The following is a 14,310-nucleotide window of genomic DNA, read 5'->3' on the forward strand; positions in this document are numbered from 1 at the left end:
GAGGAATGAGGCTTTTAGCCGAAGAAATCCGAAGGGAAAAATTGACTCCGGGAATTTGGCTCGCACCTTTTCTTGTCAGAAAAAAATCCGAATTCTATCAGAAATATCCCGAAGCCATCCTCAAAGATCGAGACGGAAAGCCAGTGCCCGCGCTTTGGAACCCTCATTGGGGAATGGATTACACGTATTGTATCGACGTCACTCATCCCACCTCCCGAGATTTCCTAGAGAATATTCTAAAAACGATCGTAAAGGATAACGGATATTCGTATCTCAAACTAGACTTTTTATACGCCGCCCTTCTTCCCGGTTGGACCTACGATCGGAGTATCTCGCCTCACAAACGTTATACGGACACGATTCGATTCATCCGTAAAGTCGTCGGTAAAGACGTGTTCCTTCTTGGATGCGGAGCACCCATCTATCCGTCAATCGGACTGTTCGATGCGATGAGAATCGGTTGTGACGTGGCGCCTTTTTGGGAAAGAGAAAAAACGAGAATTCTCGCAAAGGATAAACATGCGCTCAGTACCGAAAGAGCCTTGATTAACGACATCACTCGCTCTTCGATGCACAGAAACTTATGGTACAACGATCCGGATTGCCTTTTGGTTCGAGAAAGTAAAAATCACATGACTCCCGCACAAACTCAGCTAATGGCGAGCGTAATGGCAGTGAGCGGCGGAATGATTCTCGTGAGCGACGATCTCTCCCTAATAGGAGAAGAAAGACTCGCACTTTTAAAAAAAATACTGGAACTCGGAGTCAAGTGCAGAAGTAAAACTCCCGTTCCGATCGGATTTGCTTCCGGATCGTTTCCATCGGCGCTTTACAATCCGGCAGGTTTTTTAGGAATTTGGAATCCAAGTGAAGAAGAAAATACGATCGAAATCCAAGTTCCTTTCGTCTCTAAACTCAAACAATTTCCGGATTACTGGACAGGAAAAGTTCCTGAGTCCCTTGAATATTTTTCAAGAAGTGGGGTTCTCAAATTAAAACTTCCGGCATTCGGTTCCGTGGTATTACAAACCGCAAAAGTTGTTTGACTCCATTGAAGGAAAAAGTAAAATTCCAACCGACAAACCACCAACGGAGAATTCGACCTGATGAAACACATTCAAAAACTACTCATCTCTCTGACACTAGGACTTACCATAATCAGCCTCAACCACTGTTTTATTTCCGAATCCATCTCCACCGGAGTCCAATCTCTCAGTAAATCTTCCGATTCATTAGAAAGCCTCTCTAAATCAATCAAGTCACTTTCTACTTCCGTGAGTTCCATTTTTTCTTCTTCCTCCGGCAACGACGAAGAGAAAGAAAAAGCGTATCTCAAAGACGTTCGCGATTTAACTGCGATGCACTTTGAAAATGGATTTCAAGAAATCGAATTCAAAAACGATCTCTCCACTTTAGCTTTTCGAAACGGACTCACGAACTGGAAGTCGTTGCGGGTAACATATTTGGGAATCGGAAGCGGACTTAGAAAAGCGGGAATAGACGAAGATAAGTTTCAAACCTTCGTGCAAGGACTCGGAACTTCCAAACCGGAAATCGTAGAGTCTATTCGTAAAGGATTCCATCAACTCTGAAATTTTTTCTTGCTCTCTTTATAGCCCTGCTCTTTTCGACGGGGCTCTACTCCACACCCACAACGGTCGATTTCATTTATGTGGACGCAAACACCGGACAGTCCAGCGGCGGGCACACGGGCATTCGAGTCGGAAACAAAGTCTACCACTATCAATTTTTTCCGGATGATATCTTCCATTTGGTTCGGGAAACCTACGACGACTTCGCGTTCGATTACAACATAATATCCAATCGGACCAGTGTGCTTACCAGATTGAAACTTACGCAAAAAGAAGTTTCCATCTTAGAATCGGGACTCAATCATCTTTATCTCGTTCAGTTCCGACATCTGCAAAACCTGGAGATGTTGAAGAAAGAAACAAAGTTTCTTGAAGAATTGAATTCTCCCGAAAAAAAAATCGGGCTCCGAGCGACCGCATATTTCACTCCAAAGGGGAAATCGAAACTTACCAAGGATCTAAAAGCAAAACTTACGGCCGCCTTAGGGAAAAATTTTCTAAGTCATCTGGAACAAACCCTAAAAGACGAAATTCTCTTTCCAAACAACGAACTTCTGAGAATGGAGTTCCCTCCGCTTCCCGAAAAAATGAGCCGAGATAAGTTCCCGTTTTTCAAGCCGGGATCTTATTTAAAACTTCGTGATATACTAGAAGGAATTCTACTGTGCCAAATTCTCGGAGAAGAATGGTCCTTGAACGAAGAATTCATAATTTCTAATACAAAAGAATCCTTAACCGAACAAGAAAAAACGCTCTTGGAGAATTTTAACACAAAACAAACCGAAGGACTGATCCAGATCCTATCCGAAAGGGATCCTGGCTGGGCTTACAGCGCACTTGTAACCCTCGGGCGATTACACACGATCGAAGAAAGTATCCGCACCGGGACTCCGGTATTCTTATCCAGTTTTCCGGATAATCCGCAAATCGTTTACCAGGAGGATTCCGACGACACACAGGCTCTTCAACATATCACGGAGGAAACCGCGGCAATCGTATCACTCGCTCGAAAAAAGGTCTCCGCCCTAAAGGAACTAACGGAAAAAGAATATCAAATTTGGGAAGATTCATCCAACAGAGCTTTTGAACTACAGAGAGGAACCGCGATTCCGATTCGAGTGACTTGGGACAAATTGCTTCCTCAAAGAGAAAATAAATTCCTAATTCCGATGCACTTGCCTGAAAATTCCGTACTTGCAGAATATCTAAAACTCGCAAAGGCAAGAGAGCTGGAATATCATGTCCGTTTAAAAAAAATTTATCCGTTCCGTCTTCTATCTGAAAACTGTACGACCGAAATCCTTAAAAACGTACAAGACTCGTTTGATCGAAAGAGAATTTCTTTTCCAAGCGAAAAGATCGACTTCGAATTTTCGTTCGCGTTCATTCCGTTTTACGCATCCCATTGGGTTTCCAACAACTGGAAGAACGAAGGAAAAAAAATTTTCCTTTCTTATCGAAGAAAAAAACTGGCGGAACTATTAAAACAAAACCCGAGCTGGAAAATCCACTTCAAGGAATCGCTTACGCTCAGCTCCTCGATCTACAAATCCAATCGAGAAGACCACTTTTTTCTTCTTTTTACGGACGACGTGTTTTGGGTTAGACCTTTCTACGGAATCGTGAACTTGACGACTGGGCTCGGCGCGACTTTAATCGGAATACTCGCCTCACCCTTAGACAGAGGAGAGCGATTTCAAAAGGGGTTTCAATCCTTGTTCTTCAGTTTTCCTGAACTTGCTTTTTTTAATATTCGAAAAGGAACGTTCCCAATGGTGTCCATAAAAGAAATTCCGGACGAACTTTTTCAATTTCAAGAAGAGGATTAAATTTAACGTGAGTTTGGCGTAAGAAAGTTTGAGCCAATAAGAAACTAAACTGTCGCACTTCCTAAGGGCACCACAAGTAATGGGATCTCAAGATTAATTTGTCGGAATTCCGACAAAATCCCCCGTGAAACTTACCCCACCCTGATTTTTGGGTGGTGGGGCGGGAGGCGGAAAGGCTCGGAAGATTTTTCTCTATCAGAAAATCATACTTCTTGCAAGTAAAAAGTCTCATTCTTGTCGGAACACTTGAAAAATATCAGTTTTTGACCCTTATTATCCCAAAAGCCTTCTTAATTTGTGGGGTTGGTTACGTTAGGAAGCGTTGTGCCTGAATTTTCCTGATTTTTGGATGATTGAAGTATATCAAACTCACGTTAGTTATGATATTGCCAATAGAAACAGACCGACTTCGAACCGGAGTTTCGCAAAAAATTCTTACAACAAAAAGACCGATCTTTCTTGGAAGTGAAACGTTCAATGAATCTCTAAAAGAATATAAGAAGAGTCGTCCCTATATTCTTTCAAAGGAATCGAAGAACGAACGAAATCGTCCAAAGCATTTTTCATACGTTTAACGGAGTCCTGATCCGACTTGTGGATTCGATTCAATTCTTCGATCAAAGGATGGTTGAGATTGTTTATGATTCCGTCGGAAAAAAGAAAGATTACATCCTTATCCTCGAAGTTCGTTTCGTAACTCGGAAAATCCAAGTCTTCCACAATACCCATTAGCTGACCCGACTTTTCATTTAAAAATGAAAATCCTTCTTTGTGAAAATGAACCGGAAAAGGATGCCCTCCTCTGGCATAAACCAACTTCTTTTCGTTCGGAAAAAGAATCACACAGGCGGCAGTCATACTGTGGGTCCCAATGTTCAAACAAAGTTCTTGATTCATCCTTTTGAGGATAACAGACGGGTCATGTGAATTTTTAAACTCTTCTCTAGCGAGAGTCGTCATCAAAAGCGCAATGAGTCCGGAAGTAACGCCGTGGTCTTCCACGTCCCCCAAAAGCAAAAGGATCGACTTTTCCTTTTTAAGAATCACGTTAAAATCCCCGCTCACAAAGGAAACCGGAGTCACATCTGCCTCCACTTTGTACGGGCTCAGATCGGGAATCGAAAAGATTTTTCCCTGAACCCTGGAAGCGAGACGAAGATCCCGCATGATAACCTCTTCACGTAAATCTTTTTCCTTTAGAATAACATAATAATCATATGCTTTTTGAATAGCAATCTGAACCGTCTGAATCGAAAAAGGTTTGAGTAAAAAGTCGCTCGCTTTGTGCGTAAGAGACGTGACCACGTTGTTGATATCCCTTTCTCCGGTCATCATGATCACCTGAGTTTTGGGTTCTAAACTCTTAAAGTAGGGAAGAATTTCGAGACCGCTCGTGCCCGGCATATGAATATCGAGAAAAACGATCGGGTTTAATTCCCTTTCAAAGTATTGTTTTCCCTGCTCTACGGAATCGAAAAATACGCTCTGATATCCGAGCTTATTCAGGATGAGTTCGAGGGTTTCTCCGACGTCTCTGTCGTCGTCGAGAATGATAATTTCCGGTCTTAAGGAAAATCCTAACATATTAAGTTTTCCTTAAATATCGGGTCTCTGAAACGATCTTTTCCACTTTTTTATAATATTCTTCGTCGAAAAGCACAGACTCAAAATACCCGTTGATGCAGGAAACCATTTCTCCGTATTTCCAAACGTAAAGTTCTTTCGTAAAAGCCTCACAGATCTTTTCGTTGTGAATCTGCTCACTCAATTCTCTCAAATTGGTTCTTTTGAAAGAATGAAGGATCGCACGAAATTTCCCTTCCTTTTCCGGATCCACAAACTGAAAGGACTTATGAAACAAAACGGCGTCATGAAAATATTCCGGAATGTTGAAAGCTCCGTAAGCGCCTAATTTTGTGGCAAGAATTCTGATAAAGCCAGTGATTTCGTTCATAAGAGAAAGTCCGGGATATTCCTGGCCCTGAAACAGTTTTTTTTTGGCTCTCATATGTTTCATCTTTAAGTTCTGGGTCAAGAGCCAGTCAATATAAACGAGTTTATAGGATTGATCCAGCTTTTTAAACTGAAAGTCGGAAAATTTCAAGCGCATGTGGACTAGAATTTCGTCGGAAGGATTTTTGATATAAATCCGATTGTCCATGTCGGAAATTCCATCCAAAAAAATCCCGTAGTCTTTATAACCTCTCGCCTGAAGGACCCGAAAGATTCCCGAATTTTCAAGCATCTCTCGTACTTCGTTTTGCGAAAAACGATTGAAAAGCCTGTTTTCAATTCCGAGAGAAGTCTGAAATTCTCTGGAAATGTCGATCATTCCCAGATCTTGGCCGTCCCAAAACCCGGGGTTTCCTTTTTTCTTATCGGAATCAGAAAAGATACTCATAGTCAATCGGCCGCAAATACTTTGATTGTGTTGTAGTGAATCGTCACCGTATCGTAAAAGTCCTTAGCATATCCTCCCGCCGGAAGAATCACGGCAGGCACGTCTAACGCACGGACGAAGTCTCTGACGATCTTATCCCTCTTACGTAGCCCTTGAAGCGTGAGTTTTAAATCCCCGAGGGAATCTCCTTCGAATGGATCGGCTCCGGCGATATAAAAAATCAAATCCGGTTTGAAATCAGATTCGATCTTGCGCAGAGATTCCACCAAAAGTTCCAGATACTTTTCGTCGTCCGTTCCTTCTTCAAGAGGAATGTCAAGTCCCGACTTCTCTTTTTTAGGATACAAATTTTCCTGGTGCATGGAAAACGTAAACACACCCGAGTCTTCCTGAAATATAACGGAATTTCCGTTGCCTTGGTGAAGATCCAAATCGATAAAGAGAATTTTTCTACCGGGATATGTCCTTTGATACAATTTAACCGCGATCGCCGCATCGTTCAGATAACAAAATCCTTCCGCCCGATCTGGCATACTATGATGAAAACCACCGCCAATATGATAAACGAACTTGTATTTCCCGGTCAGTTCGGTGGCGAGTATCGTGCCTCCCACCGCTAAAACAAAACTTTGAACGATTTGTTTCGTAAGTGGAAGCTCCGAATACTGGGTTCTTTCGGTGATTTTGAGAGAAAAAAAATCCTTTAAAAATTCTTTAGTATGAACCAATGCCAAATCTTTATCCTTAGCGGGCTCGGGCTTGTATACATAAAGATTTGCGAGTTTACGATCTTGTTTTACAAGATCGTAAATCATTTGGTACTTCCTTGCCGGAAATATATGAGGTCCCAGATCTATGTTATAATCTGGATGATAAACCAAACCAATTCGTTCTAGCTGCTTCTCCAAGAAGATGGACGCCTATTTTTGGTTCATTCTATTTTTCGGTTTCCGTTCGTAAAGAGGAAATATTAGCTGGAACAATGGAAGGCGTTTATCTATAATTACCGTTCATGAAAATTCTGAACTGGAAAAAAACCAAAATCGTTTGTACCATCGGTCCTGCCTCTTCTTCCGAAGAGACCGTCCTTTCCATGCTCAAAGCGGGAATGGATATCGCTCGAATGAATTTCTCACACGGAACTCACGATTCTCACAAAAGAGTTTACGATACGTTACGCAAATGCGAACAAACCTCCGGTTTTCCATTGGGAATCATGGCCGACTTGCAAGGTCCAAAAATTCGAACCGGAAAATTAAAACTCAATTCCATTTTACTCCATAAAAATCAAGAGATTCAAATTGTCCCCGACGCGGATTTCCAAGGCGACGAACATACGATCGGCTGCACCTATCCAAATCTAATTCAAGATATCAAAGAAGAAGATAAGATCCTCATCGACGACGGTAAACTAGTACTGAAAGTCATTTCTAAAAAGTCGGACTCCGCAATTTTAAAAGTGATCGTAGGCGGCATATTATGGAGTAACAAAGGAATCAATCTCCCCGGAACTCCAATCTCCGCTCCCGCTCTTTCCGAAAAGGACATAGAAGATTTAAAATTCGCGCTTTCTCTCGGGGTGGACTATATTGCGCTTAGTTTCGTTCGAACGGGTGCGGATTTGGAATCGGCCAGATCTTTATTGCAAGGAACCTATACCGGATTGATCGCAAAGATTGAAAGACCGGAAGCGATCAAAAACATAGAAGAAATCATAGAGCGCGCGGACGGAATCATGATTGCAAGAGGGGATCTTGGGGTAGAGATCGAAACGGAGAAAGTCCCGATCCTTCAGAAGGAACTCATCCACAAACTCAATCAAGCGGGCAAACCGGTGATCACGGCGACACAGATGTTGGAATCGATGATCGAAAATCCGAGACCGACCCGCGCGGAAGCAAGCGACGTCGCAAACGCAGTGATGGACGGAACAGACGCAGTGATGCTCTCTGCGGAATCCGCAAGCGGTCATTATCCGTTGGAATCGGTAGAGATCATGTCGAAGATCATTCAAGAAACGGAAACCATCAACCATATCTACGAAATCCACTGGAATATTAAGAAGACATTCTTAGAATCCGAAAAAACCGCCTTAGGAAATGCCGCGAGAGAAATCGCTCACGGAATTCACGCAAAAGCGATCGTTAATTTTACAAGAAGCGGCTATTCCGCTTTGATCACTTCGGAAATGAGACCGAAGGTTCCGATCTATTCTTTCACTCCGTTTGTCACCACAGCAAGAAAGATGAAACTCTATCGAGGTGTGATACCTTTCGTAATGCCTTTTTTTACAAGGCTGGAAGATATGATCGCATACATGAATCAGAAACTCAAAGAGGATGAATTTCTCTTTCCGGGAGACAAGGTTGTGATTCTTTCCGGTGCTCCGGGAACCACAGTACGTAGCGTCGACTTTTTACAGATTTATCAAATCCATTGAGTTTCATTCTACTACAAACCCAAAAAATAAAAATGTTTCCGCTCAATCGATTTTTCTTGGATGAAACCTTTAAAAAGTTATCGAGCGCACTTGAATTCATATTATCAATTGACAAATCCCAATTCATGTAGAATCGTAACGTAAAAATACGCTCTCCAATAATCTTCCGCTTTTATAATTCAAACTCTCTTAAAAGAAATATTCTATAATTTGAATACATTTTATTGCATTGGTTTCGTTTCTTATTTTCGTTTTTTACTTTCCAGTTTCTCTTTTTAGTTATAAAATTGGACTCAATCAACAATTTTACCATAACGGCAAAAGAAAATATCTATGAATAGAATCGACGAATCATTCTGTTTTCGTATAAAAACTTTTTTATAAACAATTCTCAAGCCGATTTCTTATGACAAAAACAAGAACTTCTTTTTCAAAGCCTCATTTATTTTCTTCTCATTTGAGGAAAAGTATGAAGTATGAAAAAGCAATACAACATCCAGAAACTTTTCGATTCTCTGAATGCGTTTTGTATAACGAGACTTTACGGATATGTTCTAAAAATGAAAATCAATCTCTCGTATCTCCATAAAAAACTAAAACAATGGAAATAGACAATGATGAACTTTAAAAAAGAATACGATCTTGAAAAACTCGTGAATAATTCCATAGATCTACTGTCAATAGTAGACTTAGAAGGCAAAGTTCTATTAGTAAATCCTGCTTTCGAACGAACTCTAGGTTGGAAAGAAGAGGAATTGGTTGGAAGAAACCCATTTCATTTGCTTCATCCCGAGGATCAGGAAATTACTTCTCAGGAATTCGAAAAATTGAACCAAGGTTTGCCGACTTTCTCTTTCCAAAATCGTTACATTTGTGCGGACGGAAACTATAAATATTTTACCTGGACAGCCTCTCCCGATCTTAATTCCGGTTTAATTTATGTGACTGGAAAGGATATCAGCGAAATGATCGAATCCAATCGCAAGATCAGTCAACTTGCGGCCGAACTCAAAGTCGCAAACGATAAGTTGTTTGAACAGGCCTCTACAGATCCGTTGACAAAGCTCAAAAACAGAAGAGCCTTCAGCGAGGATTTAAATCGTCTGATTCATCTCGCGCAAAATCAGGGAACTTCCCTTTCTTTGTTGATGATTGACGTCGACTTTTTCAAAGACTATAACGACAATTTTGGTCATCCGGCGGGAGACAAGGTTCTAATTGAAATCGCCCTCTTACTCACTAGAGCCTTACGCAAATGCGACGTTTTGGCAAGATACGGCGGTGAGGAATTCATTATAGCCTTACCGAATGCTTCACAAACGGATTCCGTAGAAATCACAGAAAGATTGATTCAAGCCATCAGAGAATTTTCTTGGGAGAAAAGATCCATTACAATCAGTATCGGCATTTCAACCCTTACTTTTCCTCTCGGAGGAACTATTCCGATCGAAGACAATGCCTGCTTGACAAATTTGATCGAATCCGCAGATCGTGCGTTATACGCATCAAAAACGGAAGGACGTGACAGGTTTACCCATTTTACCGAAATTCATTCTCCTGATAGATTGAATCTTTCCTCTTTCCAATAAGAACCGATTTCAAAACACCACGATAAGTTTTCATTTTTAAAACAAGAAAGGCTCTCATCTTTGATGGAAGCGGAGAACCGATGTCAGGATTTATCTCTAGAAATATCCCTTCCTTCGAGAAAACAACAACCGCCTTATAGACTTACGGTCAGCTCTGTATAAAGTTCCGTAGATTTGGATGACAATCCCATTTGTCATCGTAAATCCGCCGTTAGACGAATCGAACCTCTTCCCGATTACCGGTAACGATCTCTCCGATTCTGTGGACGGACTCTCCCGTGGATTCTAAAAATTCTTCGGCAATATCGATGTGCTCTTCAGAGACGATTAACATATAACCGATTCCCATATTAAACGTCCCGAATAGTTCCAATTCGTCGAGTTTATAATCCCTTTTGATCTTCTCGAAAAAATATCCGGAAGGAATTTTGTCCTTATAGAATTTTGCCTGAGATCCTTTCGGAAGAACCCTTGGAACATTTTCCTGATATCCGCCTCCGGTAATATGTACCATTCCTTTGACCGGAACCTTTTGCAAAAGTTTTAATATACTTTGAACGTAAATTCGAGTCGGCTTGAGAGCATAGTCCTTTAAGAACTTCACTTGTTCGGGATCGGATGGAAGATGTTTTCCGTCTTTTAATAAGAGCTTACGAATGAGAGAAAAACCGTTACTATGAGGTCCACTGGATTCGAGTCCTAAAATCCGATCTCCCGACCGTATCATGGAACCGTCTATCATCAAATCCCTTTCGACCACACCCACCACAAAACCGGCAAGATCAAACTCGTCTTCCTTCATCGTTCCGGGATGTTCCGCAGTCTCTCCCCCAAGCAAAGCCGCGTTAGACAACTTGCATCCATGAACGATTCCGGATACGATTCGATCCATTTTCTCAATATCCAACTTTCCGCATGCTATATAATCCAAAAAGAAAAGAGGTTCCCCGCCACAAACGAGAATATCATTCACACACATTGCAACCAAATCGATCCCGATCGTGTCGAAAGTGTTCAACAGTCGCGCAAGTTCTATTTTTGTTCCGACACCGTCGGTACCGGAAAGAAGAACGGGTTGATTGTATTTTTTAAGGATACTTACATCGTAAGCTCCCGCAAAACCGCCGAGACCTCCGAGAACTCTGGGGCCATGAGTGGATTCTACGTTTCGTTTGATTTTTTGTACGAACTCTCTTCCCTTTTCCGTATCCACACCGACACTTTTGTATGTGATCTTTTCTTCCATTCTCAAGTTCCGATTCTTTTTTAGAATAGCTTGAAAAAGTCAAAATCCCTGCACACAAAAAAAACCGGACTCATAAGGAAATCCGGCACTTAAGGACGAAGATTCGGGATTTCAGGAAATCATTTCATCTGGTCAATCTGCTCCATTGCGGCCAATTCTTCTTTGGCGGCGGCTCTCGTTTTTAAATCCCCATCGCCCGGCTTTAAATCTACGGCCTGTCCCGCTTCGATCAAAACTTTGGCATTATCGGATTTACGAATAATTTCAACAGCCCCTTCCCGAACCGCAAACGTTCCAGTCTCGTCTTTACCGTTCACTCTCCCCCAAAACTGAGTTCCGCGAACTGCCGCGACTACGGTAGGAGTGTCGACAAGCAGACTCTGACCTTTTGTGAGTTTACTTGCTTTGATGAGAACGTTTCCTTCAGAAACCTGAAAAGAAGCGCTGTCCGCATTGAGAGCGGCTAAAGTCGCCGTGCTTCCGCCTAATAGACGAAAACTACCAAGTTTGGAAGTAAGATCCAAGACCGCATCCGAATCCGTTTTGACGGATTGTTTTTCGGTCACATTTGCAAGCGGAGAAAGTTCCTTGCCAGTCTCCACTATGGAGGCCTTTCCTTTGAGAAAGGTCACGACTGCGTCTGAACTTTCGAGGGCCTTAGGTTTACAAACGATGAAAAAGAATAAAATCGCGATCGCGATCAGTAAACGGACCATAAATACTCCGATTCAATCCTCTATAGAGAAGTTTTCGTAATTATACTCTAATTCGAAAAAAACCAATCGAATTTTTAGAATAAAGTTTAGAAATTTATTTCAAAAAATTTTAAAATCACTTTAGAAATTTATTTCCATAAAACTGGTTTTCAAAAATCAGGTCGAAACTCTTTAGCGGAAGGTCAATCTATCCCCGACCCCTAAAAACCTAACATCTAAAACGTGGGAACTACTACACTTTGTTATTAAAGACTTAAGAATCATGGTCGCACTCCTCTTCAGATTTGGTTCTAAGGAATAAGCCAGAATAATAATCATAAATTTATGTTTAAATTCTTCGTAAGCAGTTGGTTTGTGAGCTATATTAGAACTTGCTTTCGGATTGCAAAAGTTCGGTCGCCAATCGAAAGTGAAATTCTTCATCGCTGTTTAAGATAAGCTTGTAAACGGACCCAGAAGATGAACTCCAATTCAAAACCCTTTGACGAACTTGTAAAGAATTCAACAGATGTTTTATTGTCCCCGAATTTCCGTCGTAAATTCTCACATTCGGAAAGTTTTTTAGGATTATATGTTTTAGAAAAATATAATGTGTACATCCGAGGACGAGGTTCTCCACATTCTCCTCCTGGAGTTTTTTCAAAATAGGTCGAAGATATTTTTCCGCCTCGTCAAATTCTCCCTTATCCACCAATCCGGCTAGACCGGGACAGGAAACGGGAAGAATCAATTCCTCCGCTCCCAATTCCGATTTGAGCCTTTGTAATTTTTCCTCTCTTTGCGTGACCGGAGTTGCCAGGAGCGCGATTTTTTTTCCAGGATTCTGCAGTATCGCCGGTTTAATCGCCGGTTCCATCCCGAAAATAGGAATAGAAAACTCCTTTCTGAGAGTTTGTGCGGCGGCGGACGTAGCCGTATTACAAGCGAGCAGAATCGCGTTCACGTTTTCTTCCTGCAATCGCTTGCAAACGTCTCGTACAAGTTCCAGAATTTCAGAGGCTTCTTTTTCTCCGTAAGGACTGTTTTTTAGATCTCCGTAATATACGACCTCCAGTTCCGCATCGTATTTAAGAATTCCCTTAAGCACGGACAAACCGCCCATTCCGGAATCCATCAATCCGATCTTTAGCGGCCCTTTCAAATGTAAACTCTCAATCGAAACGAATTTTATACGGAAGCGATATACTCGCCGATTCTATCTCGAAGTGTCCCGTAGATCCAATCGAATTTTTCTTCGCTTTCTTCGAGTAACGTTACGCGAAATCCGTCCTTTAGCGTACAAAACGCAGACAAGGGTACAACACAAATTCCAGTGGAAGCCAATAAATAGTACACAAATCTTCTGTCATTTGCGGCGGATGTCAATAGCGGTTGGATGAACTCGTCAGCCTTTTTGTTCTCCACGTTCAACTTCATGGAGGAATCCAGAACATCGTCGTCAAAAGCAACCGTAAGATAAAACGCTCCCTTAGGCTCCACTACCTTTACACCTTTTAACCCGGAAAAGTATTCCGTTGCGGCGTGTGCGCGTTTTTTAAACTTTTCGTTCCTTCTTTTTAAGTGTGGAATAAAATCCGGATGGGAATATACTTCGGGTATCGCCATCTGAGGCAACGTGGTCGAACATACTTCGAGCATTTTTGCGTCTAATAACGATTTTATGTAACGGCTAAAAACAGGATCTTTTTCTTTGTTAAAGATCTCGAGCCATCCGCAACGTCCCCCCGGCCAAGGAAACTCTTTTGAAATGGATCGGAGCGCCATTCCCGGCACCTTATCTCCTATGACCTCCGAAAGATGTAGAGGTCCGTGATCGGAATAATTTACGTGTGCGTATGTTTCGTCGCAAATCAGCATAAGATCGTATTTTTCGCAGATTGATACGATCTTCTTCATAAGAATTTTGTCATACACTGCGCCGGTAGGATTGTCCGGATTTATGAGTAAAATTCCAGCTATGGAATCGTTATAACGCACTTTGTTTTCCATATCCTCCAAATCCGGCATCCAATTATGTTCCGGTAGGAGATTATACGTTAGGTGTTCATATCCGCTATGTGCCGCCTCGGCGGAAGAGATAGTGGAATACGCGGGACTCGGCCCTAAAACTCGGGCTTCCCTTCGCATAAAACCGAATATTTTTGCGACTGCATCTCCCAATCCGTTGAAAAATAGAAGATCGTCCGCAGTGATCTGCGCTCCTCCTCTTTCGTTCACTTTTTGGGCGAGGAATTTACGGGTAGGCTCGTAACCTTGCGTGGCGGTATAGGCCCAAGACTTATCTTTCATCACAAGATTGGAAACAATTTCTTTCATCCAATCAGGAATAGATTCTCCTTTGAGAATCGGATCTCCTATATTTTCATAAGTGATCTGAAGCCCCAAAGCCTCCAGCTTTTTTGCGACGGCTACGATCTGTCTGATTTCATAGATCAGAGCGTCTGCTCCGCTGTGAACGATGTTCCTTCTCATCCCGTCTCCTCTTTTTTCTTAAAAA

The 14,310-nt window shown here is 41.9% G+C and carries 12 protein-coding genes (1 of these 12 cut by a window edge); 5 read left to right on the top strand and 7 right to left on the bottom strand.

All coding sequences use genetic code 11. The features are described 5' to 3' along the window. The 3 genes from LEP1GSC062_RS01615 to LEP1GSC062_RS01625 all read left to right on the top strand — a co-directional run. Nucleotides 1-1,046 carry the 3' portion of a glycoside hydrolase family 36 protein gene (locus LEP1GSC062_RS01615; RefSeq protein ID WP_010576439.1) on the top strand. The gene continues 895 nt to the left of window position 1, outside the view, so 1,046 of the gene's 1,941 nt are visible here — the last part of the coding sequence; the start codon falls outside the window, past its left edge; it ends in the stop codon at nucleotides 1,044-1,046. Between the two features lie 60 nt (nucleotides 1,047-1,106). Then, the gene (locus LEP1GSC062_RS01620; protein WP_010576440.1) at nucleotides 1,107-1,592 is read left to right on the top strand and encodes a putative lipoprotein; all 486 of its coding nucleotides are present in this window, start codon (nucleotides 1,107-1,109) and stop codon (nucleotides 1,590-1,592) included. Between the two features lie 80 nt (nucleotides 1,593-1,672). Next, nucleotides 1,673-3,421 carry a hypothetical protein gene (locus tag LEP1GSC062_RS01625; RefSeq protein WP_020983212.1) on the top strand — a complete coding sequence of 583 codons (1,749 nt, stop codon included), beginning with the start codon at nucleotides 1,673-1,675 and terminating at the stop codon, nucleotides 3,419-3,421. Nucleotides 3,422-3,895: 474 nt separating this feature from the next. Here LEP1GSC062_RS01625 and LEP1GSC062_RS01630 read toward each other — a convergent pair whose 3' ends face one another. Genes LEP1GSC062_RS01630 through LEP1GSC062_RS01640 form a run of 3 tightly spaced genes read right to left on the bottom strand, consistent with a single transcriptional unit; the run spans nucleotide 3,896 to nucleotide 6,730 of the window. Beyond that, the gene (locus LEP1GSC062_RS01630) at nucleotides 3,896-5,005 is read right to left on the bottom strand and encodes a PP2C family protein-serine/threonine phosphatase (protein ID WP_010576441.1); all 1,110 of its coding nucleotides are present in this window, start codon (nucleotides 5,003-5,005) and stop codon (nucleotides 3,896-3,898) included. A gap of 1 nt (nucleotide 5,006) precedes the next feature. Continuing rightward, nucleotides 5,007-5,822, bottom strand: coding sequence for a hypothetical protein (locus LEP1GSC062_RS01635; RefSeq protein ID WP_020983196.1), 816 nt, complete (start codon nucleotides 5,820-5,822; stop codon nucleotides 5,007-5,009). Between the two features lie 2 nt (nucleotides 5,823-5,824). Continuing rightward, a complete protein-coding gene (locus LEP1GSC062_RS01640) occupies nucleotides 5,825-6,730 on the bottom strand; it encodes a histone deacetylase family protein (protein ID WP_139356632.1) in 906 nt (301 codons plus the stop codon). A 104-nt stretch (nucleotides 6,731-6,834) separates the two neighbouring features. Here LEP1GSC062_RS01640 and pyk point away from each other — a divergent pair, with 104 nt between their 5' ends. Together pyk and LEP1GSC062_RS01655 are read left to right on the top strand one after the other, a co-directional pair. Further along, nucleotides 6,835-8,262, top strand: coding sequence for a pyruvate kinase (gene pyk / locus LEP1GSC062_RS01645; RefSeq protein ID WP_010576444.1), 1,428 nt, complete (start codon nucleotides 6,835-6,837; stop codon nucleotides 8,260-8,262). Nucleotides 8,263-8,879: 617 nt separating this feature from the next. Beyond that, nucleotides 8,880-9,851: a sensor domain-containing diguanylate cyclase gene (locus LEP1GSC062_RS01655; protein WP_039940930.1), complete on the top strand. Its 972-nt coding sequence runs from the start codon at nucleotides 8,880-8,882 to the stop codon at nucleotides 9,849-9,851. A 211-nt stretch (nucleotides 9,852-10,062) separates the two neighbouring features. On the opposite strand, the gene purM is transcribed toward LEP1GSC062_RS01655, so the two are convergent. From purM to LEP1GSC062_RS01675, 4 genes are all read right to left on the bottom strand, one after another. Next, nucleotides 10,063-11,097: a phosphoribosylformylglycinamidine cyclo-ligase gene (purM, locus tag LEP1GSC062_RS01660; protein WP_020983300.1), complete on the bottom strand. Its 1,035-nt coding sequence runs from the start codon at nucleotides 11,095-11,097 to the stop codon at nucleotides 10,063-10,065. A 119-nt stretch (nucleotides 11,098-11,216) separates the two neighbouring features. Beyond that, a complete protein-coding gene (lsa19, locus tag LEP1GSC062_RS01665) occupies nucleotides 11,217-11,825 on the bottom strand; it encodes an adhesin Lsa19 (RefSeq protein WP_170875447.1) in 609 nt (202 codons plus the stop codon). Nucleotides 11,826-12,177: 352 nt separating this feature from the next. Next, nucleotides 12,178-12,954: a glutamate racemase gene (murI, locus tag LEP1GSC062_RS01670; RefSeq protein WP_010576448.1), complete on the bottom strand. Its 777-nt coding sequence runs from the start codon at nucleotides 12,952-12,954 to the stop codon at nucleotides 12,178-12,180. A 26-nt stretch (nucleotides 12,955-12,980) separates the two neighbouring features. Beyond that, the gene (locus LEP1GSC062_RS01675) at nucleotides 12,981-14,285 is read right to left on the bottom strand and encodes a pyridoxal phosphate-dependent aminotransferase (RefSeq protein WP_010576449.1); all 1,305 of its coding nucleotides are present in this window, start codon (nucleotides 14,283-14,285) and stop codon (nucleotides 12,981-12,983) included. Nucleotides 14,286-14,310 lie beyond the last annotated feature (25 nt).

Source organism: Leptospira alexanderi serovar Manhao 3 str. L 60 (genome assembly GCF_000243815.2).
Taxonomy (GTDB): Bacteria; Spirochaetota; Leptospiria; order Leptospirales; family Leptospiraceae; genus Leptospira; species Leptospira alexanderi.

Bases quoted from the DNA above. Each gene is read 5' to 3' on its own strand.
- LEP1GSC062_RS01620 (WP_010576440.1), top strand. From the start codon at position 1,107: ATGAAACACATTCAAAAACTACTCATCTCTCTGACACTAGGACTTACC.
- LEP1GSC062_RS01630 (WP_010576441.1), bottom strand. From the start codon at position 5,005: ATGTTAGGATTTTCCTTAAGACCGGAAATTATCATTCTCGACGACGAC.
- LEP1GSC062_RS01635 (WP_020983196.1), bottom strand. From the start codon at position 5,822: ATGAGTATCTTTTCTGATTCCGATAAGAAAAAAGGAAACCCCGGGTTT.
- pyk (WP_010576444.1), top strand. From the start codon at position 6,835: ATGAAAATTCTGAACTGGAAAAAAACCAAAATCGTTTGTACCATCGGT.
- LEP1GSC062_RS01655 (WP_039940930.1), top strand. From the start codon at position 8,880: ATGAACTTTAAAAAAGAATACGATCTTGAAAAACTCGTGAATAATTCC.
- purM (WP_020983300.1), bottom strand. From the start codon at position 11,097: ATGGAAGAAAAGATCACATACAAAAGTGTCGGTGTGGATACGGAAAAG.
- LEP1GSC062_RS01675 (WP_010576449.1), bottom strand. From the start codon at position 14,285: ATGAGAAGGAACATCGTTCACAGCGGAGCAGACGCTCTGATCTATGAA.